The sequence below is a fragment of the Arthrobacter oryzae genome, from assembly GCF_030812315.1.
Classification (GTDB): domain Bacteria; phylum Actinomycetota; class Actinomycetes; order Actinomycetales; family Micrococcaceae; genus Arthrobacter; species Arthrobacter oryzae_B.
Genome location: NZ_JAUSSM010000001.1, coordinates 257,410 through 277,549, shown reverse-complemented (window position 1 = coordinate 277,549; position 20,140 = coordinate 257,410). Strand labels below are relative to the sequence as shown.

20 protein-coding genes are annotated in these 20,140 nt (G+C 66.7%); 6 read left to right on the top strand and 14 right to left on the bottom strand.

Going from position 1 to position 20,140, the window contains the following annotated elements; all coding sequences use genetic code 11:
• Nucleotides 1–6: 6 nt before the first annotated feature.
• On the bottom strand, nt 7–864 hold the full coding sequence (locus J2S97_RS01355) for a hypothetical protein (protein WP_307045828.1): 858 nt from the start codon (nt 862–864) through the stop codon (nt 7–9).
• 183 nt (nt 865–1,047) lie between these two features.
• Here J2S97_RS01355 and xseA point away from each other — a divergent pair, with 183 nt between their 5' ends.
• Both xseA and J2S97_RS01345 read left to right on the top strand, forming a co-directional pair.
• Complete coding sequence (gene xseA, locus J2S97_RS01350; protein ID WP_307045826.1) at nt 1,048–2,334, top strand: exodeoxyribonuclease VII large subunit; 1,287 nt, start codon at nt 1,048–1,050, stop codon at nt 2,332–2,334.
• Between the two features lie 65 nt (nt 2,335–2,399).
• Complete coding sequence (locus J2S97_RS01345) at nt 2,400–2,630, top strand: exodeoxyribonuclease VII small subunit (RefSeq protein ID WP_104172140.1); 231 nt, start codon at nt 2,400–2,402, stop codon at nt 2,628–2,630.
• Nucleotides 2,631–2,655: 25 nt separating this feature from the next.
• Here J2S97_RS01345 and J2S97_RS01340 read toward each other — a convergent pair whose 3' ends face one another.
• From J2S97_RS01340 to rsgA, 7 genes are all read right to left on the bottom strand, one after another.
• A complete protein-coding gene (locus tag J2S97_RS01340; protein ID WP_307045824.1) occupies nt 2,656–3,510 on the bottom strand; it encodes a polyphosphate kinase 2 family protein in 855 nt (284 codons plus the stop codon).
• A 104-nt stretch (nt 3,511–3,614) separates the two neighbouring features.
• Entirely contained in the window at nt 3,615–4,835 is a 1,221-nt protein-coding gene (locus J2S97_RS01335) for a pyridoxal phosphate-dependent aminotransferase (RefSeq protein ID WP_307045822.1), read from the bottom strand.
• Between the two features lie 148 nt (nt 4,836–4,983).
• Nucleotides 4,984–5,940: an ABC transporter substrate-binding protein gene (locus tag J2S97_RS01330; RefSeq protein WP_307045820.1), complete on the bottom strand. Its 957-nt coding sequence runs from the start codon at nt 5,938–5,940 to the stop codon at nt 4,984–4,986.
• On the bottom strand, nt 5,937–6,683 hold the full coding sequence (locus J2S97_RS01325; protein ID WP_307045817.1) for an ABC transporter permease: 747 nt from the start codon (nt 6,681–6,683) through the stop codon (nt 5,937–5,939). Before J2S97_RS01325 ends, J2S97_RS01330 begins: the two co-directional genes overlap by 4 nt.
• A complete protein-coding gene (locus J2S97_RS01320) occupies nt 6,680–7,390 on the bottom strand; it encodes an ABC transporter permease (RefSeq protein WP_307045815.1) in 711 nt (236 codons plus the stop codon). The genes J2S97_RS01325 and J2S97_RS01320 overlap by 4 nt, the downstream gene beginning before the upstream one ends.
• Nucleotides 7,390–8,490, bottom strand: a complete 1,101-nt coding sequence (locus J2S97_RS01315) for an ABC transporter ATP-binding protein (RefSeq protein ID WP_307045814.1) — start codon at nt 8,488–8,490, stop codon at nt 7,390–7,392. The genes J2S97_RS01320 and J2S97_RS01315 overlap by 1 nt, the downstream gene beginning before the upstream one ends.
• 236 nt (nt 8,491–8,726) lie before the next feature.
• Nucleotides 8,727–9,926: a ribosome small subunit-dependent GTPase A gene (gene rsgA / locus J2S97_RS01310; protein WP_307045812.1), complete on the bottom strand. Its 1,200-nt coding sequence runs from the start codon at nt 9,924–9,926 to the stop codon at nt 8,727–8,729.
• A gap of 361 nt (nt 9,927–10,287) precedes the next feature.
• On the opposite strand from rsgA, the gene J2S97_RS01305 reads away from it, so the two are divergent.
• Nucleotides 10,288–11,319, top strand: a complete 1,032-nt coding sequence (locus tag J2S97_RS01305) for a pirin family protein (protein WP_307045810.1) — start codon at nt 10,288–10,290, stop codon at nt 11,317–11,319.
• 47 nt (nt 11,320–11,366) lie between these two features.
• Here J2S97_RS01305 and J2S97_RS01300 read toward each other — a convergent pair whose 3' ends face one another.
• The gene (locus J2S97_RS01300; RefSeq protein ID WP_373460474.1) at nt 11,367–12,341 is read right to left on the bottom strand and encodes an N-acetylglucosamine kinase; all 975 of its coding nucleotides are present in this window, start codon (nt 12,339–12,341) and stop codon (nt 11,367–11,369) included.
• A 36-nt stretch (nt 12,342–12,377) separates the two neighbouring features.
• On the opposite strand from J2S97_RS01300, the gene J2S97_RS01295 reads away from it, so the two are divergent.
• Entirely contained in the window at nt 12,378–13,427 is a 1,050-nt protein-coding gene (locus J2S97_RS01295; RefSeq protein WP_307045808.1) for a nitronate monooxygenase, read from the top strand.
• 78 nt (nt 13,428–13,505) lie between these two features.
• On the opposite strand, the gene J2S97_RS01290 is transcribed toward J2S97_RS01295, so the two are convergent.
• Nucleotides 13,506–14,489, bottom strand: coding sequence for a LysR substrate-binding domain-containing protein (locus tag J2S97_RS01290; RefSeq protein WP_307045806.1), 984 nt, complete (start codon nt 14,487–14,489; stop codon nt 13,506–13,508).
• Between the two features lie 91 nt (nt 14,490–14,580).
• Between J2S97_RS01290 and J2S97_RS01285 the strand changes: the two genes are divergently transcribed.
• Nucleotides 14,581–15,846 (top strand): MFS transporter, encoded by a 1,266-nt coding sequence (locus tag J2S97_RS01285; RefSeq protein ID WP_307045804.1) that lies wholly within the window; start codon nt 14,581–14,583, stop codon nt 15,844–15,846.
• Nucleotides 15,847–15,857: 11 nt separating this feature from the next.
• Here the strand turns inward: J2S97_RS01285 and J2S97_RS01280 are convergent, their stop codons facing one another.
• The gene (locus tag J2S97_RS01280; protein WP_307045802.1) at nt 15,858–17,021 is read right to left on the bottom strand and encodes a trans-sulfuration enzyme family protein; all 1,164 of its coding nucleotides are present in this window, start codon (nt 17,019–17,021) and stop codon (nt 15,858–15,860) included.
• 132 nt (nt 17,022–17,153) lie between these two features.
• Here J2S97_RS01280 and J2S97_RS01275 point away from each other — a divergent pair, with 132 nt between their 5' ends.
• Complete coding sequence (locus J2S97_RS01275; RefSeq protein WP_307045800.1) at nt 17,154–17,657, top strand: Lrp/AsnC family transcriptional regulator; 504 nt, start codon at nt 17,154–17,156, stop codon at nt 17,655–17,657.
• A gap of 38 nt (nt 17,658–17,695) precedes the next feature.
• On the opposite strand, the gene J2S97_RS01270 is transcribed toward J2S97_RS01275, so the two are convergent.
• The 3 genes from J2S97_RS01270 to J2S97_RS01260 all read right to left on the bottom strand — a co-directional run bounded on the left by J2S97_RS01270 (nt 17,696) and on the right by J2S97_RS01260 (nt 20,071).
• On the bottom strand, nt 17,696–17,935 hold the full coding sequence (locus tag J2S97_RS01270) for a 2-nitropropane dioxygenase (protein ID WP_307045798.1): 240 nt from the start codon (nt 17,933–17,935) through the stop codon (nt 17,696–17,698).
• Nucleotides 17,932–18,729: an ArsR/SmtB family transcription factor gene (locus tag J2S97_RS01265; protein ID WP_307045796.1), complete on the bottom strand. Its 798-nt coding sequence runs from the start codon at nt 18,727–18,729 to the stop codon at nt 17,932–17,934. The genes J2S97_RS01270 and J2S97_RS01265 overlap by 4 nt, the downstream gene beginning before the upstream one ends.
• A 100-nt stretch (nt 18,730–18,829) precedes the next feature.
• Entirely contained in the window at nt 18,830–20,071 is a 1,242-nt protein-coding gene (locus tag J2S97_RS01260; RefSeq protein ID WP_307045794.1) for an MFS transporter, read from the bottom strand.
• Nucleotides 20,072–20,140: the final 69 nt, after the last annotated feature.

Sequence of the window (20,140 nt, the reverse complement as noted above, 5' to 3'; positions counted from 1 at the left end):
TCAATGCTACCGGGAACGCAAGGCGCGGCCGGCGCCGGCCGCAACGCGGGAAATGACGCCGGCCACAATGAGGACGGCGCCGGCGATGAGCGTTGCCAGGATCCACTGCCCGAACCTGTCGGAGGACGCGGCCACGAATTCGCTCTTGAAAATGTCAGCCACCTCGTTCCCGCTGGCAGTTCCGGCGACCGCAAGGCCCGCTGCGTCCGAGCCCAGTTTCCAGGCCGCCGCCAGCACCAGCGCTCCGGCGCCGGCGCCCACCAGCACAGTCCAGCGCCGGCGTGCGGCACTTAAGCCAAGCAGCAGGGCGATCGCCGATCCCCCCGCCAACGCATAACCCAGGGGTGCGTAGGCCGACACCTGGTCCACGAGTTGCCGCTGGCTAGGCTGCCCAATGTCGATCAGCGTCCGCTCCGGCGCCTCCAGCGGCACTTTCGTTGCATCCGAAATCTGCTGGGTCAGCAGGCCCACCAGGGGTGCCACATCAAGGGTGAGGGACGTGGACGGTTCTGCCTCCGACTGGGCGGTCCCGGAAGCCGCGAAATTGAGCCGGTGGCTCTTCCTCAGCGTTTCCTCCCACGCCGCGGGATAACCGGGGAGGGTCGTCAGTGATTTGGCGGCGGAGTCCAGGATCGGCTGCACGAGTTCCGCGAAGGGTTCAGGAATCTGCCCGGCCGGATCGATGCTGCCCACCGCGGTGGCAGCCAGCCTTTCCTGGAAGACGCTGTCCTTGCCCAGCGGGCCGGCGAGGGACACGAACCCGTCCTCCTGGACAATGTTACGGTCCACCCAGATGGCCGGAACGGCGACGGCGGCCAGCAGCAGGCCAAGGATGACGGCGGCAGCTGAGACAAAAGTGCGCAAGTGATTCCTAGGTTTGGTGGGCGGTACTGCCATCCTAGGGGCGCCGGCGGGGAAGCGAAAATGTCGGCGGACAGTGATAGAGCTATGGATAGAGTTGATTCGGTTTGATGCCATTCCGTTTTGATGCACTGCCACCGCAAAGGATTCCCATGCCCCAGGCCACCACCACAGCACGATCCGCCCGTGTCTGACAACACGCCCGCGGCAACCACGCTTCCGGCGACGGCTGCGGATACAAGTCCGGACAATCCGTGGCCCCTGCAACTCCTGTCCCAAAAACTCAAGGCCCACATCGAACGGACCCCCTCGGTCTGGGTCGAGGGCCAGGTTATCGAGTTGAACCGCCGCGGCAGCAGTGCCTTCATGACGCTCCGGGACGTCGACGCCGAAATCTCCCTGCCAGCCTCCATCTGGTCGAATGTGCTGGACCGCCAAGAGGTTCCGCTGGAACGGGGCTCCAGGGTGGTGGCCCTCCTGAAGGCCGAGTTCTGGCTCAAGACCGGACGCCTCAACATGTCCGTGAAGGACATCCGGCCGGTGGGGCTCGGAGACCTGCTGGCGCGGATCGAACGGCTCCGCCACGCGCTTTCCCTGGAAGGCCTCTTTGCGGACTCCCGGAAGAAACGCCTGCCGCTCCTCCCCCACCGGATCGGACTGATCACAGGACGCGACTCCGACGCCAAGAAGGACGTGCTCCGCAACGCCGCGCTCCGGTGGCCCGCCGTCGAATTCGAGGTCCGGGAAGTGGCTGTGCAGGGAAACACCGCCGTGTCCCAGATCGTTGGCGCGCTGCGGGAACTCGATGCGGATCCCCACGTTGACGTCATCGTCATTGCCCGCGGCGGCGGTGCGCTGGAGGACCTGCTCCCCTTCAGCAATGAGGACCTGATCCGGGCAGTATCCAGTGCGTCCACACCCGTAGTCAGCGCAATCGGCCACGAGGCGGACCGGCCAATCCTCGACGATGTGGCCGACCTCCGGGCGTCCACGCCCACGGATGCCGCCAAGAGGATCGTTCCCGACGTCGCGGAAGAACTCACCAGGGTGCGGCAGGCCCGCGACCAGCTCCGGCGCGGCGTGACGCGGCTGGTGGAACGTGAATCCGACCGGATGGCCTCCCTGCATTCGCGGCCTGTCCTCGCCTCGCCGGAAGCCATGGTCAGCACCCGCGCCGAAGACGTGGCCCGTTTGAGCAGCCGCTCACGCGCCGCCATCAGCACCGCCGTGCTGAGGGCCGCCGACCAGATCGTCCACCTCCGCAACCAGGTGCGTTCCCTCTCACCGCAACAGACACTGGACCGCGGCTACGCCGTGGTCCAGATGGCCGGGACGGAGCCGGCTGCGGATGGCCAGGGGGCCGTCGTGCGGCACCCGTCGCAGGCACCGGAAGGCTCCGAATTGTTCGTACGGGTCGCCGGAGGCAGCTTTTCGGCCCGCTCCACCGGCAACCAGCAGGTTTCCGACAACTGAACCAGCGCGCTGCCGGACAATTGCCGGCAGCGTCCAGTCCACTTACTACCCTCAGGAGCAGCACATTGGCAGCAGAACAGAAACCGAACGCGGACATCGAAGGACTGAGCTACGAGGAGGCCCGCGAACAGCTCGTGGCCGTGGTGGGCAAGCTGGAAGCCGGCGGCGCCAGCCTGGAGGATTCACTCGCGTTGTGGGAGCGGGGCGAGGCATTGGCCAAGCGCTGCGAGGAATGGCTGGAAGGCGCCCGCAAACGCCTGGCCGCGGCCAGGAACCAGGCCGGACCGGAGTCCTAGACCGCCCGGGTCCTCGGCGGACGGGTCAGGACCTTTCCACCAGACCGCGCTCCAGGGCAACATCGAACTCGGCTGCGGGCCACTCCAGGTTAAGGTCTTCCATAGCCTGGAGCAGCAGCTGCTGCACGGCGATGCGCGCGTACCACTTCTTGTTTGCCGGAACCACATGCCAGGGCGCCACCTCGGTGTGCGTCTTGTCGAAGGCCGCCTGGTAAGCGGCCATGTAGTCGTCCCAGAAGGCGCGCTCCTTCATGTCGCCGCTGCTGTACTTCCAGTGCTTCGAGGGATCATCCAGCCGCGCAAGGAGGCGGGCTTTCTGTTCATCCCGGCTGATGTTCAGCATCACTTTGACGATCCTGGTGCCGGACGCCGTTAGCCTGGCTTCAAATTCGTTGATCGCAGCGTAGCGTCTCTCCAACTCCTCCGGCGAGGCCCAGCCGCGGACCCGGTGAATGAGCACATCCTCGTAGTGGGACCGGTCGAAGACACCCACCATCCCGGCTGCGGGGACTTCCTTCTCGATCCGCCAGAGGAAATCGTAGGCTTTTTCCTCGTCGGTGGGTGCCTTGAACGCCTTGAGCTGCACACCCTGCGGATCCATGGCGCCCACCACGTGTGCCACGATGCCGCCTTTTCCCGCGGTGTCCATGGCCTGGAGGATCAGCAGGACACGCTTGCTGCCACCAAACTTGGCTTCGGCAAACAACTTCTCCTGCAGCGTCGCGAGCTTGCCGTCGAGTTCGGCAAGAAGGGCCTGTCCATCCGATTTGCCGCCCGGATATCCCGGCGTCGACTCAGGGTCCACATCCGCGAGCTTGAACCCGTCACCCGCTGCGAGGGTCGCCGAGGGGTGTTCCTTGAACGTTTCGATGCTTGCCATGACTAGCCTTCCGCCGATGTGCCGCCAGTCCGGAACTCCGCCTCAGGCGGCCCGCTCCGGCTGCCGCCGCCCGGGATCCACCGGGCGGCGTTGCTGCCATCAGGCTAGTTCCCCTGGTACCGGCTCAGGAAGTCCCCCATGCGGCCAATTGCCTCTTCGATGTCCTTCACGTTGGGCAGGGTGACCATCCGGAAGTGATCCGGCCGGACCCAGTTGAAGGCCCGTCCGTGGGAGACGAGGATCTTCTGCTCGCGGAGCAGGTCCAGGACAAACTTTTCGTCGTCGCGGATGTGGAAGACCTCAGGGTCCAGTTTCGGGAACAGGTAGAGCGCCCCCCTCGCCTGCTGCGTGCTGACGCCGGGGATGGCGTTGAGCATGTCGTAGGCCTTGTTCCGCTGTTCGAGCAGGCGCCCGCCGGGGAGGATCAGGTCGTTGATGCTTTGGTATCCGCCCAAAGCCGTCTGGATGGCGTGCTGCGCCGGGACGTTGGCACAGAGGCGCATGTTGGCGAGCAGGCTGATGCCTTCGAGGTAGTCGGCGGCGTCCTTCTTCGGCCCGGAAATCGCCATCCAGCCGGCCCGGTAACCGCACACCCGGTAGGCCTTGGAGAGTCCGCTGAAGGTCAGGCACAGGACGTCGTCGCCGGTGAGGCCGGCAAGGTTCACGTGGACGGCGTCCTCGTACAGGATCTTCTCGTAGATTTCATCCGCGAACAGGACCAGCCCGTGCTTTTCGGCCAGGGCCACGATCTTCTTGAGGGTCTCCTCGGGATACACCGCGCCGGTGGGGTTGTTCGGGTTGATCACCACGATTCCCTTGGTGCGGGGGGTGATCTTGGATTCGAGGTCCTCCAGGTCCGGCTGCCAGCCGGATTCCTCGTCGCAGAGGTAGTGCACGGGCCGCCCGCTCGCGAGGGCCACGGAGGCGGTCCACAGCGGGTAGTCCGGCGTGGGGATAAGGACCTCGTCACCGTCGTCGAGGAGCGCCATGAGGGACATGGTGATCAGTTCGCTGACGCCGTTGCCGAGGTAGATGTCATCCACGTGGATGTTCTGGATCCCGCGGGTCTGGTAGTACTGCGACACGGCGGTCCGTGCGGAAAATATGCCGCGGGAATCGCTGTAGCCCTGGGCATGCGGCAGGTGGCGGATCATGTCCACCAAAATGGCGTCCGGCGCTTCAAAACCAAACGGGGCCGGGTTTCCGATATTCAGTTTGAGGATGCGGTGACCCTCTGCCTCCATCTGCTGGGCGGCCTGAAGAATCGGTCCACGGATGTCGTAGAGGACATTATGAAGCTTGGTGGACTGCTTGAATTCTGCCATCCATCAAATATGCCATATGGCGGATGTACTTCAGCTGAGACTTGACTCACACAGGAAGCCGGCATTGCACGGGCCCGCAGGACAGCCGGGAACGACGACGGCGCCTGCCGGACGCTGTCACGTCCGGCAGGCGCCGTCGGGCTTCCGCCTACTTAACCAGGCCCTTGTCCTTGAGCCAGGCCGCGGCTGCGTCCTTCGAGTTCTGTTTCTGGGTGCCGCTGACGGCGCGATTGAGGTTGATGAGGTCTTCCGTGGTGAGGATTTTGGACACGGAGTTGAGCGCTTCCTTGGCCTTGTCCGTCATCTTGGCCTCGTTGTACAGCGGCAGGACCTGCTGGGCGATGAAGTTGTTCTTGGGATCTTCCAGGACCACAAGGTCATTGTCGGCGATCGCGGGCGTTGTGGTGTAGATGTCCGCGACCTGCACCTGGTCCTCGAGCAAAGCCTTGACGGTGATGGGGCCGCCGCCGTCGCTGAACGGTTCCAGCTTCTTGGGCTCGCAGCCATAGTTCTTCTTCAGGCCAGGCAGTCCGTAGGCGCGCTCGGCGAATGTAGCCGGGGCGCCAACCACCAGCTCACTGCAGACCTTGGCGAGGTCTTCGATCGACTTGAGCTGGTACTTTTCCGCCGTTGCTTTGGTCACTACCATGGCGTCCTTGTCCTCAGCCTTGGAAGCCTCCAGCACGGCCAGTCCCTCGGGCAGCTTGGCCGGGAGGGCCTTGTAGATGTCGTCCGCCGATACCTCGGTGGCTTCCTTGTCCACGTGCAGCAGGAGGTTGCCGCTGTAATCGGGGATGACATCAACGGAACCGTCCTGGACGGCCTTGAAGTAGACCTCGCGGGAGCCGATGTTGGGCTTGGTGCTTGCAGTCACGCCAGCCGCGTTCAGGGCACCCGCGTAGACCTCTGCGATGATCTGGCTTTCGGGGAAGTCCGCCGAACCGATTACCAGCGCGGAACCTGATTCTGAGCCGCCCGTGGCAGGTGCGCTTCCCAGGGGATCCGACCCTCCGCCGCAGGCGGACAGCGTCAGGGCAAGCCCGACGCCGGCTGCCAGGCCGCCGAACGCGCGGCGGCCCAGGACTCTTGAGTGGGTTTCCTTCATGACGTACCTCCTTGAAGAACAGGCTCCGCGGACACGGGGTCTGTGAGATCAACCGGCGCCTGCTGGCTCCGGTCTGGCGTGGCAGGGACTCTCCTGGAAAGGAACAGCCTCTGGAAAACGGCGAGAATCACGTCGACGGCAATGGCCAGTCCGGCTATCAGGAGCGAACCGCCCAGCATCTGCGGAAAATCGGACAACACCAGGCCGTCGAAAAGATACCGGCCCAGGCCGCCCAGATTGATGTAGGCAACTACTGAAACGGTGGCGATCACCTGCAGCACGCCGGTCCTGAATCCGCCGAACATTACCGTCAGGGCATTGGGGACTTCGGCCCGGAACAGCACCTGTAATTCAGTCATGCCCATGGCGCGGGCGGCGTCCACCACGTTCCGGTCCACGCTGGCGATCCCCGCATAGGTGCCGGCGAGCAGCGGCGGCACCGTCAGAATCACGAGGGCCCAAATCGGCGGCATCAGTCCGATGCCGGCCAAGAGGACGAAGAGAGTCAGCAGGCCAAGCGTTGGCAGTGCCCGCAGCGCCCCGGCCAGCGCAACAACCGCCACCCGGCCGCGCCCGGTGTGCCCGACATAGAGGCCTATTGGGACTGCAATGGCCGTGGCGATCAGCATCACGAGGCCTGTGTACTGGAGGTGCTCCGCGAGCCTGACAGGGATTCCCGTGCTTCCGGCCCAGTGCAGGGGGTCCCCCAGCCAGGCGAACGTGTCCGTGAAGACGTTGCTCATGCGGACGCACCGCCTGCCCGGACATCGGACAACCGCTCCGCCGCCGAAGCAAGGCCGGCCTTGTCCGTTCTTGCTGCGGCCCTGGTCCACGGCGTCAGGATCCGTTCGAGGAGCACGAGCACCGCGTCCATCACAAGTGCCAGAACCAAAATGGCAATGATTCCGACCACCACCTCGGTAATGAAGCCCCGTTGGAGGCCGGAGGTGAAGAGCATCCCCAGGTTCCCGATGCCCAGCAGGGCGGCCACGCTCACGAGCGAGATGTTGCTGACCGAGACCACGCGCAGCCCGGCGAACAGCACTGGCAGGGAAAGCGGGAGATCGATCTGGACGAAGCGCGCACCGGGCTTGAAGCCCATGGCAACGGCCGCCTGGCGAAGGTCCTCATCCACCGAGTCGAAAGCGTCGAGCGCGGCCCGCACCAGGAGGGCCACCGCGTAAATCGTGAGTGCCACAATCACGTTGACCGGGTCCAGGACCCTGGTCCCCAGGATGGAGGGCAGGATGATGAACAGGGCGAGGGACGGCACCGTGTAGAGCAGGGACGTGGCCGTGACCACCACGGAGCGCAGGGTCCTGTTTCGCCGGGCGAACTGGGCGAGCGGAATCGAGAGCAGCAAACCAAAGACCATGGGCAGGATGGCCAGCACCAGATGCTGGCCGGCGAGCTCGAACACCCGCCCGCTGTTGGCCAGGAACCATTCCATCAGAGGGCGCCCTGCCGGACCAGCCGGGCCGATTCAATGACCGCCAGCACCTCATCCGCCTTGAGGACGCCGGCAAGCCGGCCGTCGGCGTCCACTGCAACACCCAGCCCCGAAGGTGAGGAGAGGGCCGCGTCCAAGGCCCGGCGGAGGGTCTCCCCTTTCCGGAAGAGCGATCCCCCGGGGATGAGTGCCGAGCCCGCACCGGGGCTTGTCCAGCCCAGCGGGCGGGAGCCAGCGTCCACCACGAGCAGCCAGTCGTCAGCGGAAGCACCGGCCGCACCGGCCTCCAGGTCGCTGTGGCTAACGGTGGGCACATCGTGGAGAATGACGGCGTCGGACGGGCTGAATGCCAGGTGGCGGAATCCCCGGTCCTTGCCCACGAAGGACGCCACAAAGTCGTTGGCTGGGGCGCGCAGGATTTCCTCCGGCGTGGCGTACTGTGCCAGCTTTCCGCCGGTGGCGAAGACGGCGACTTTGTCCCCGAGCACGGTGGCTTCGTCGATGTCATGGGTGACGAACACGATGGTCTTGGCGAGGTCCCTTTGCAGCCTGAGGAGTTCCTGCTGCAATTCGTCGCGGACCACCGGATCCACGGCGCTAAAGGGCTCGTCCATCAGCAGCACGGGCGGGTCAGCGGCGAGGGCTCGCGCAACGCCCACGCGCTGCTGCTGGCCGCCGGACAATTGGGAGGGGTATCGCTTGCCGAGCACCGAAGCGAGCCCGACGACGTCGAGCAGTTCCTGGGCGCGCCGGCGCGCCTCCGCCTTGGAGACCCCGTTCAGCCGCGGGACCGTGGCGATGTTGTCCAGCACTGAACGGTGCGGCATCAGGCCCGAGGACTGCATGACATAGCCCATGGACCGGCGCAGCTGCGCGGCGGGGACGGACGCGACGTCCTTCCCGTCCACGGTGATGGTGCCCGAAGTGGGCTCCACCATGCGGTTGATCATCCGCAGGGAGGTGGTCTTCCCGCACCCGGACGGACCAACAAAAACCGTGATGGAGCCCCTATCGATGGACATGGTCAGGTTGTCAACGGCCGGCTGCCCGCTCTGGTACTGCTTGGTGACGCTCTGGAATTTGATCATGGCTTCAGCCATTTCCGGGCTTACCTAACTGTTGGGCGGCAACATCGGACGGACAAGCCAGAAGATCATAAGCTCGCTGATTTTCGGCTGTAAAGCAGGTATTACACAGCGTAACCAGCGGCCAAGCCAAAGTCAGCGGTGCCGCGGTTACCGTAAGCATTCGGTGACCTGCGCCTTTTGGATGGGTGGCGGTGCCGGACGCGTCATCCGGGCAGTCCGGCACCGCTGCGCCCCTCCCTGGCGCCACGTCACCTGTTCTTCCGTTTACCCCGCTTTCCGTCCCCGCCGGCGCGGTCGCCTGCCCCTTCCTGCCCGTAACGCTCGGCCGCCCGCTGGCTCTTTCCGGCCACCACCACCTTCTGGTGCCATTCCCGTTGGTAAGCCCGCCGGGCTGCCACGTCATGCCGGCGGTTCAGGGCCGCAAGCTCGCGCTGGAGCTTGAGGTAGCTCTCCCAACGGCGCATCTCCAGGGTCCCGTCGGCGAGCGCGCCCTGGACAGCGCAGCCGGGTTCCCGGTCGTGCGCACAATCGGCGAAGCGGCACTGGGCGAACAGCTCCTCCAGGTCGCCGAACATCTCCCCCATCCCGTCGTCCGCGTCGAAGAGCCCGAACCCGCGCACCCCGGGGGTGTCCATGAGCACAGCTCCGCCGGGCAGCGGAACGAGCTCACGGGACGTGGTGGTATGCCTGCCTTTGCCGTCCCCCGCGCGGACCGGACCGACTTCCTGGACGCGGTGCCCCGCGAGGGCATTGATCAGCGTGGACTTGCCGGCGCCGGAAGGCCCCAGCAGGACAAGCGTCCCGCCGGCCGGCATATGACTGAGCAGTTCATCGAGGCCATCGCCGTGTTCCGCGGACGTGGTGACCACCTCCACGCCGGCGGCTTGCAGGATGACCTTTCCGACGACGTCGTCCGCGATGTCTGCCAGATCCGCTTTGGTGATGATCACCAGCGGAGTGGCCCCCGAATCCCACGCCGCCACGAGCGTCCGCTCGAGCCGGTTGTGGGTGAGCGGCCGGTCCACGGGGACCACGACGCCCACCACATCCACGTTGGCGCCCAGGACCTGGGCTTCCGAGGACGCTTCAAATGCCCGCTTGCGGCTCAGCGCCGATTGACGCGGCAGCACGCTGATGACGGCGGGTTCCCCCACAGCATTGGTCCCGAGCCAGACCCAGTCCCCGGTGGCAGGAACCTCGCCGTGGGCGGGGTAAGGCAAGTGCCAGAGCTCTGCTGCCCCCGCGACCAGGACCCTGTTCCGGTCGACCCGGACCACGCGTCCCGGGCTCACTCCGCCCGGGACGGGGTGGGCCTCAAACAGAACCGCCGTTGAGGGGGTGAAGCCGAACTGCACGGGTCCGGCAAGCGCAGGTTGCCCGTGAGGTGAAGTTGAATTGTTGGTTGCTGGAAAATCTGAGGTCAGCACGTGACCTGAAGTTGAATTCAATGGAGAACCTCTGGTGAGGCCCCGTTGCATGGACTCCGCTGCTTGAGTCAGCCGGTGCGATGTGCGCGCGGTGATTCAGGCCCGATGATTCAGGCCCGGTGATTCAGGCCGGTGCGGGTCAGGACATGCGTTGGTCCGGGGCAGGACTAATGACTTTGCTGAGGCGCCTGGCGCGCAGGAATATTGCAGTCATCGTGTCCACCTCCCCGAGTTCACGGCCACGACTTTCGCGTGGGGCCGTCCGCTTCACCGGCGCTCCCGCCGGCGGCTTTTCAAGGGTAAACCGCCGGGCCCCGGCTTGGCTAGGGGTCTTGGGCGGGGGCTACTGCCGGTAGCCGGGCGTTCGGCCTAGAGTTGGTCTGTGACGAACCTTGAAGTGAGCCCCAGGGAAGAACTGTGCCCGCCCGGACAGCCCGGAGGATATGCCGGAAACGGGCCGTGCCTGCAGTTGTGGCCGGCACGGGAGGTCCCGCTGGGAGGAGTCCGGGCCATGAACGTCCTGCGGACGCTTCCGCAACGGGGCCTTCCCACCGTCGGCGCCTGGTGCTTCCTGGACAGCTTTGGTCCGGACCGGGTTGCCATGTCCGTGCTGCCGCATCCGCACACCGGCCTGCAGACAGTGACCTGGCCGCTCGCCGGCAACATCAGGCACCGCGACAGCGTCGGCAGCGACGTGGTCGTGCGTCCGGGCGAGCTCAACATCATGACCGCCGGCCACGGCGTCTCCCACTCCGAGTTCGCCGTACTGCCGCACCATCAGCACGACGGCGGGCCGGAGCTTCCGCTGCAGCGGGGCCTTCAGCTGTGGGTCGCCCTGCCGGACGGTGAGCGTCACCGGGCTCCGGCATTCGAGCAGCACCGGGACCTGCCGGAGGTCGCCGGAGCAGGATTCACGGCAACGGTCATGGTGGGAAGCTTCGCCGGAAAGGCCTCACCGGCCACCATGTACTCCCCGATTGTGGGAGCGGACATCAGCTGCACCGGCCCGGTCACGCTGCCGCTCGACCCGGAGTTTGAGCATGCGGTGCTGGTGCTCGACGGCGGAATTGCCATCGACGGCCAGGACGTTCCGCCGGGTCCGCTGGGCTACCTCGGCACGGGCCGCCAACTGCTTGAACTGGATGCGCTTCCGGGCACGCGCTTCATCCTGCTGGGCGGGGAACCGTTCCAGGAGGAGCTGCTGATGTGGTGGAATTTCGTGGGCCGGACCCATGACGAGGTGGCCCAGGCGCGCCAGGACTGGGAAGCCCAGGCCGGACTTCCGGACCCGGACGCCGAGGCCTCACGCTTTGGCCTGGTCCGGGGTCATGGCCCGGAAGCCGGGGCCGAAGCCGGGCGCATTCCCGCTCCTGCACTGCCCGGCGTCCCGCTCCGCCCGCGCACGCGTTCCTGACCGGCACACGCTCCAACGGCCCCGTTCATTCGGAGTCCGGGACGGCTCTAGCTCTGTTCGGCCACCAGCTGCAGGACGCCGAAGACGGGATCCTGCTCCAGCACGCGCACATCCGTGACGCCTTCGGCGGCAAGGCTGCGCGTGAAGGATTCCTGCAGGCGTGGCACGTTCATGCCAAGGCCGCCACCGAGGATCACCGGCCCCTTGATCCCCAGCTTCGTCAACGCCTGGGCTGTCAGGCCCGCCAGGTCCCGGCCTGCCTGTTCAACCAGCGCCTGGCTGGTTTCGTGACCCGCGTCCGCGGCCTCGACCACAAACCGGGCCTGCTGCGCCCAGAAGCGGCGCCCGGTCTCCGGCGAGTGGAAAAGGGCAATGAGCTTGTTGGGGTCGTCGATGCCGCAGGACCGCAGCAGCGCCGCGGTAAGTTCGTCCGGCTCCAAACCCTGGTTCATCCGGCGGAGGCTGTGGCGGACAGCTTCGCGCCCCAGCCAATAGCCGCTGCCCTCGTCCCCGAGCAGGTAGCCCCAACCGCCCGCACGGGCTTCCTCGCCCTCCGCGTTCCTGCCCCAGGCCGCGGAGCCGGTGCCGGCGATAACCGCTACGCCGGTGCTGGTCCCGCCGGCCGCCAGCAAGAGCCGGGAGTCGTGGACCACCGTGATCTTCGCCCCCGGCACATGCGGAGCGATCAGCGCCGCGAGCGCAGCTGCGTCCTCGTCCGTGTCGATTCCGCCGGCTCCGGCGTAGACCTGAGCCACCGCGCCTCCGCCGATCCGGGCAAAGAGCTCGGCCAGGTGCAGGGCCGCCTCCTCGCGGCTGACGTTTTGCACGTTTGAACTGCCGACGCTTTCATCGGCCACGGCCTGCCCGTTCTCGAAGCGGACACCGCGTGTCTTGGTGCCGCCGATGTCCAGGCCGATCACTGCGCCGGCCTGCGCACCAGCCTGAGTGGCGGCCGGTACGGCAGGGGCCCTGAGGGTGGAAGGAACAGAATCCGTTGCCGGCAGGTTGTCAGAATTAGTCACGTGAACAGACTACTGAGTCGTTACAGGGAGCAGGGAATGACAGACGCCATATTCGGTACAAGAATCATCGCGGCTCCCATGGCCGGGGGCACGTCAACTTCCCGGTTCGTGCAGGCCGTGCACCACGCGGGCGGCGTGGGTTTCCTCGCGGCGGGCTATAAGGGCGTGGAGGCCATGGAGGCCGAGATACGCGAGCTCCGGTCCGCCGGTACCCGATTCGGCATGAACCTCTTTGTGCCCGACAGGGCCCAGCTGAACCCGCCGTCCCCCGTCAAAGCAGCCTTGGAGGACTACCGGCGGAGCCTTGAGCCGGACGCCCGGCGCTACGGGGTGTCGCTTCCCGAACTGCGGCTCGACGACGATGACGAGTGGCAGGGCAAGGTGGACACCCTGCTGGCCGACCCGGTGGAGTTCGTGAGCTTCACTTTCGGGCTGCCGGAGCAGGACGAAGTGCGCGCGTTCAAGCGGGCCGGCTCCATGGTCATTGCAACAGTCACCAGCAAGGCCGAAGCCCTGCTGGCAGTGGAGCGGGGAGCGGACGCCCTTGCCGTCCAGCACGGGAGCGCGGGCGGCCACAGCGGGGCGTTCCTGACCCCAGGCGGCGCGGCCGCCTCCCCCGGACCCCGTACGACGGCGGAACTGATCGCCGAGGTGCGGGCCGCCGTCGGCGTTCCCTTGGTTGCGGCCGGCGGGATCATGGATTCCGCGGGCCTTGACTCCGTGCTGGCCGCCGGGGCAACGGCGGCCCAGCTGGGCACGGCGTTTGTCCGCAGCGATGAAAGCGGCGCGAGGCAGCTGCACAAGGACGCCCTCGCCAGCCCCGTTTTCACGGAGACGCGCCTGACGCGTGCCTTCACCGGCAGGCAGGCACGGGCCTTGGCCAATTCGTTCGCCCGGGACCATGAGGATGCACCGGAGGGGTACCCGGCAATCCATCACCTCACCGCACCGATCCGCGCAGCGGCCGCCGCGGCAGGTGATACGGAGCGGCTCAATCTCTGGGCGGGAACCGGATGGCAGCAGGCGGCAGCGGGCCCGGTCTCGGCCATCATGGCCGGGCTGCTGGCCGGATCCGACCGTTCCTGATCCGCCGGGAATTCCGGGGCTGCCGGCCGGCCTGATGAGCCGGTCCCGCTGAGTCATGCCCGATGAGACTGCTGGGCGTCAGGCTTCCGAGCGTGACCGGACCAGTCCGGCCAGCAGCGCCGGCCCCTCGGTCACCACCAGCTCCCGGAACAGCCTGACCTGGTCCGGCTCGCCCTCAGGGCCGCCGCGGCGCTCCCGCCATGCGAGGCCGATTTCACGGAATGCCAGGACCGATTCCAGCGGCACCTCCACCCAGCCCAGGTGGCCGGTGTGCGGTTTTACCGCCCGCCCGGGAGCCAGTCCGCCGGGCGGAAGGATGCTGACGCCGAGCCCGGCGGACACGAGGCCTCGGACGGTGTGGGAATCCTGGCTTTCAAAGGCGATCCGCGGGCGGAGGCCCGCTTCGCGGAACAGCGCGTCCGTCAGCGAGCGCAGGCCGTATCCGGGTCCCATCGCCACAAACGGATCCTGCCTGATGTCCGCCATCCGTGCGCTCTTCCGGCCGGCAAGGCGATGTTCATGGTGCACCACCAGCCGCAGCGGTTCCCGGTACAGGGCGGCTGAGCCGGTGCTCCGGCCCGCCGCTGCAACGGGCGCCGTCAGGGCCAGGTCAGCGGTTCCCGCCGCGAGTTCGGCCAGGCACGTGTCCCGGGCACCCTGGCTGAGGTCGAACGCGGTCTGCGGATGGCGGCTGCGGAAGACGCTGATCAGCAGCGGCAGCGTCGCCTCGCCAAAGGTGTGCTGGAAAGCCACGGCGATCCTGCCGCGCACCACCTCAGATTCGTGCCGCACCAAATCCAGCCCCGTCCGGAACTCGTTGAGCGCCGAGTCGATGTACGGCAGCAGCGCCTTGGCCGCCGGAGTCAGCCGGACTCCCCTGCCGTCACGGATCAGCAGCTCAGTGCCCACGACGGCACTGGCACGGGCGAGCGCCCGGCTGACAGTGGACTGGGGTATGCCGAGCAATTCCGCTGTCTCCGTTACGTGTTGCGTCCGCCCCAGCTCGGACAGGACGGGAAGCAAGGGCAGCAGCTGCACCAATTGTTTATGATCGACGTCCATCTCTGGCTCCCGCAGATTGATCCGATATAGGCATCTATTCTATGTAAATCATGCATTGGAAGCATGTCTCCGGGGCATCTACGCTGGCTTCATGCCCTTGCCCTCAACGCACACCCCGCCAAAAACCGGGCCTTGGGAAGGCCATCCGAAAGGTTCGGCCGCGTACGGAAGGCTCCTGGCGGGGCTGGCGTTCGCCGGAGTGGCAACGTTCGCGCAGCTCTACTCCACCCAGGCCGTGCTGCCCATCATGGCAACCGACCTGCAGATCACGGCGGCCGAAGCTGCCCTCACCATCTCCCTTGCGACAGTGGGGTTGGCCGTCACTGTCATCCCGTGGTCCTTCCTCGCGGACAGGATCGGCCGCGTTCGCGCCATGACCCTGGGCATCTCGGCTGCGACCGTACTGGGCCTGCTGACGCCCCTGGCCGCCACTTTTCCCATCCTCCTGGCCCTCAGGCTGCTTGAGGGCATGGCACTGGGCGGGATTCCGGCGATTGCCATTGCCTACCTGAATGAGGAAGTCCACAAGGCGCACGCAGCGCTGGCTGCAGGGTCCTACGTCGCGGGCACCACGCTGGGCGGGCTCGCGGGGCGGCTTGTTGCCGGTCCCGTCGGGGAACTGTGGGGGTGGCGGGCGGCAACATTGGCCGTCTCGGTTCTGGCAGCGGCCGCTGCCGTCCTTTTCCTGGTGCTGGTGCCCAGGGCCCGCGGCTTCACCCCGGCACGGGCCAGCGGCTTCCGCGGTGCCACCAGGACGCTGGCGGGCCATCTCCGCAACCCCCGCCTGCTTGCCCTCTATGTACAGGCGTTCCTGCTGATGGGCGGCTTCGTGGCCGTCTACAACTACCTCGGATTCCGGCTCTCAGGGGACCCGTTCGGGCTACCTGCCACCCTGATCAGCCTCATCTTCGTGGCCTACCTGTCCGGGACGGTGACCTCCCGGCTGGCCGCCGGCCTCACGCTAAGGTTCGGACGGCGGACCATCCTGCTGGCAGGCATCGTGCTGATGGTCCTGGGCCTGGCGCTGACATTGACGCAACTGCTGGTGCTGATCCTGGCAGGGCTGCTGGTCTTCACCGGAGGATTCTTTGCCGCGCACAGCATCGGTGCCGGCTGGACCGGAGGAATCGCCACCACGGGCAGGGCGCAGGCCGCCTCACTGTACAACCTCGCCTACTATCTGGGCTCCAGCGTCATTGGCTGGGCCGGCGGCCTGGTCTTTCAGTCGTTCGGCTGGACGGCGCTTGCCCTGGCCGTCATCGGGCTGGGATGTACGACGGCGGTGATCACCGCCGTCGTACATCCCGCCTCGGGTGACGGGCGACGGAAAGGTGCTGTGCAGCCGGAACCAGCCTGAGAGCGGTACAGCTAGCGCGTGCCCTCGATCGCCTGCTCCAGGTCCGCCACGATGTCTGCTGCGTCTTCCAGCCCGACGGACAGCCTCAGCAGCCTGGCATGGGGCTTTGCCTCGGCAGCTACGGGCCGGTGGGTCAGCCCCGCCGGATGCTGGATGAGGGTGTCGATGCCGCCGAGGGAAACGGCGTGCGTGATCATCCTGACCTCGGCCGGAATCCTTTCGGCGTGCTCCGCACTGGACAGTTCAAAGGCCATCAGCGAACCCGGGCCGGACATCTGAGTGCCCACAAGCCCCAGCGGATCGCACTCCGGGAGCCCCGGGTAGTGGACAGCCTTCACCAGCCCGTGGCCGGCGAGCGCGGCGGCCACCTTGTGCGCGGTTGCCTGCTGCGCCCGGACGCGCACCGGGAGCGTGGCCAGGCCGCGGTGGAGCAGGTAGGCCGGCCACGGAGTCAGGATGCCGCCGGTCACGGCGCGGACCTGACGGAGCCTGGTGGTCCATTCCGGGGAAGCTGCCACGACACCGCCCATGGCGTCCCCGTGGCCGCCGAGGAACTTGGTGGCGCTGTGCAGCACAAGCGCCGCGCCGTGGCGGAGCGGCTGCTGGAGCACGGGGCTGGCGAACGTGTTGTCCACCAGGAGCGGGACGCCGTCGGCGTCGGCGGCCAGCCGGGCGATGTCCACGAGCTCCAGGCTGGGGTTGGCGGGGGTTTCCACGATGACCAGCCCGGTGTCCGGACGCAGCGCGGAGCGGACACCATCCGGCGTTGTAAAGGTCACCGCCGTGCCCAGGACGCCCGAGGCGAGGACGTGGTCGCTCCCGCCGTAGAGCGGACGGACTGCCACCACATGCTTCTTGCCGGCCGCCACCGTCGCGAGCAGGACAGCCGATAGGGCGGCCATGCCGGTGGCGAACGCCACGGCCTCGGGCGCACCCTCCAGGACGGCGACGCCTTCCTCGAATCGTGCCACGGTGGGGTTCCAGAGGCGCTGGTAGACGGTGCTTTGGCCTTCCAGATGCACCCCGCCGGTGGCCATTTGTTCGTAGGCCTGCCCGCCGTCGTGGACTGATGGAAGCGGTGCCGTCGTGGACAGGTCAATCGGCACGGCGTGGACGCCCTGCTCAGTGAGGCCGCTGCGGCCTGCATGGACAGCCAGTGAATCGAGGGATAGCACGGGACTCCTTTGAATTATTCGCCATTGAATCCGGCAAGTATCTGGCAATAATTCGGAGTTTCACAGGGCTTATGAATGGAACTGTCGGAAATTGCGGTTTATGATGAACCCATAACACTTTGAGGAGGCCCTGTGAGCAGCGGTGCGAAGAATATTCGGCTCGGAGCGGGAACTGAACCGCTGGACGCCATCGATGAGCGGCTACTGGCCGCCCTGGTGGATGACGCCCGGATTTCGAACAAACAGCTGGCCGAGCTCGTGGGCATAGCCCCGTCGACGGCGCTGATGCGCACGCGGGCATTGTCCGAACGCGGCATCATCCAGGGCTTCGAAGCCAAACTCAGCCTGTCCGCCATCGGCCGTTCCGTCCAGGCCCTCATCGCCGTCAGGCTCCGCGCCCACGACCGCGAACAGATCGACCGGTTTACGTCCCGGGTGCCCAGGCTCCCGGCCGTGCTCTCCACTTTCCACACGTCCGGCTCGGTGGATTACCTGCTGCACATTGCCGTAGCCACCACCGAGGACCTGCGCGACTGGGTCCTGGACAACCTGGCAACTGATCCGGTGGTGGGCCACACCGAGACCACGCTGGTGTTCGACCACATCCAGGGCAACCACGGCCCGCTGCCCGACTGAGTTTCCAGGCTGCGGCGTTTCCAGGCTGCGGCTGGCCCCTAGCGCCAGATGTAGAGCCCGGAGTGCGCGGCACCCATGATGTCGGTCCGCAGCACGTCCAGCTGCTCGCGGCGGAGCGTTGCGGCGCGTTCGCGTTGGGCCCAGTCGGAGAGAATGACACGCCGGCGTTCGGCCCAGCGGACCAGCGCCGAGCCCAGTCCGGCCGCAGCCGATTCGACGACGGTCGGACGGCGGTAGGGGCTGCAGGCAGCTGCACCGGTGGCGGACACTGCACTCATGGCACTTTCCTTTCAGGTATTCCTGGTTCTGCGTTCTCTGGTTGTGCGTTCTCTGGTTGTGCGGTCCGCGCTGGTACGTTCCGTGAGTTACGGTCCCGGCCTCCCGCCGAAGCGGGCACGCCAAGGATGGGGAAGGCATTCAAGTGGATCTGGACCGGGCGGGCGCCTTCCTGCTCGCCTTCACTTCTGATGTCCTCCAGCAGGCGGTGGCCGTAGGCCTCCAGGGCGTGGGTGTACCTCGCCAGCTGCTCCGCAGTTAGCCGCGCATTCGCCGTGCTGATGAGCGACGCATGGAGCCATTCGGCATCAAGGCTTTCGTTGCCATGCCCCATGAAGTCCGCCAGCACGGCCTGCCTGCTGTGTTCAAACTCGCGGGTGACCAGCCGGGAGGCCTCCTCCGTCGCGGGCGAGGTTGCCAGTTCCGGAGACGTGATCTGGATGGCCCCGCGGGGGCGTTCCCACCAGCGTTCCCTCGCCGTGCCCTTGCCTTCCACTTCCCGGACAAAGTCGTGCTTTGCCAGCTGGCGAAGGTGGTAACTCGTGGAACCACTGGACTCGTTAAGGAGTTCGCCCAGGCTGCAGGCCGTCTGCGCGCCGTAGCGCGAGAGCATTTCGAGGATCTGCACGCGCAGCGGGTGTGCGAGCGCCTTCAGCGACACGGTATCCACGCGGCGAACCGGGAACGGCTGGTCTTCCGCCGACGGCAGGACTGCGTCAATTGGGCTGGCCGCCGCGGCCCGGGCCGCTTCCGCATCCTGGCCCGTGGCTGAGGCCGTCTCCGGTGAGCTGTTCATGCTTCAAAAATACGCTTGCAAAGAAACCTTTGCAAGCATTTCTTTGCAACAGTTTATTTGCAATGATTCGTTTGCAACAGTTTCTTTGCAACCGCTCCGCTCAGGCCGGTCGGCGGACCGCGGCAGCAAGCGTGCCCGCGGCCAGGACGAACGCAAGGAGTGCGCAGATCACCACAAAACCAGCCACTGCCGCCTGCAGGCCGTACGCCGCCGTCGCGAGTCCCAGGCCGATCACGGGGAGTGCGCTGCCGAGGTAGGTGATCACATAGACGGTGCTGATGATTTGCGCGTGCCTCGAGGCCTCCACTTTTCCTGCCACGTCGTTGAACACGGTCCGGAAAGACACTCCCTGGCCCACGCCCGCGGCCAGGCTGGCCGCGATCAGCAGCCACGGACTGCTCCAGGATGCGGCGGCGGCGATCAAAAGCACCGACACGGCGAGCACGGCCAGGCCGGCCGGCACCACGAACCGCCCGCGGACTGCCAGCAACTGGCTGAGGGCTGAAGCGCCGAGCGTCAGTCCGGCGAGCACGCCGATGAGCGGGCGGGAATCGGCGTCGACGATCTGGGCGAAGTAGCCTGGGGCGAGCGAGAGGCAGAAGCCGAAAACGGCGAAGCTGAGGAACCCGACGGCTGAAGCCAGCCAGAAGGCGCCGCGGGCCTCGCTCGAAACGGACGGACGGCGCGGCGCCAGCACCTTCAACGGCTGCGGCCCGGCAACGGACGAGATGGCCGGCCGCGCCTTCAGCAGGTAGAGCGGGACGAGCATGGCGATGAGGACCAGCGAGTGAAGGTAGTACGGCGTGGATGTCGGCCCCGGCAGGAGGGACAGGACACCGCCAATGGCCGGCCCGGCGGCCACTCCCCCGGCGGATGCCAGCAGGGTGAATCGTGAGGCCCAGTCTGGACGGGCGGGCAGCAGTTCGCGCAGCGCAGCTGAACTGGCCCCGGTGGCCAGGGCGACGGCGATGCCCTGGAGGGCCCGGCCGGCGGACAACATCGCCAGGCTGTGGGCATTGGCGAAAATAATGCCGCCTGCCAGTCCTACGACGACGGCAAGGAGCAGAGCGGCCCGGCGGCCGATGTGGTCTGACCAGTGCCCGGCAAGCATCAGCGTGGACACGAGTGCCAGCACGTAGGCGGAAAACGCCACCGTGATTCCGAATGACCCGATGCCAAGGTTCGCCTGAAGCAGCGGGTACAGCGGGGTTGCGAGGTTCGCGCCGACGAGCAGCGTGAAGATCACAACGCCCGCCATGACGAGCCGTGCCGTGGTGGAAGCGTCCCATGCCCAGCCTCCGGCGGTGGCCGGACGCATGCGGAGTTCGCTGAAGACAGTCATGTGCGTGCCTTTGCCTGGGGGCCGGACCCCGTCCGTTCCTTGTGGGAACAATCGGGGTCCGGGCGAAAC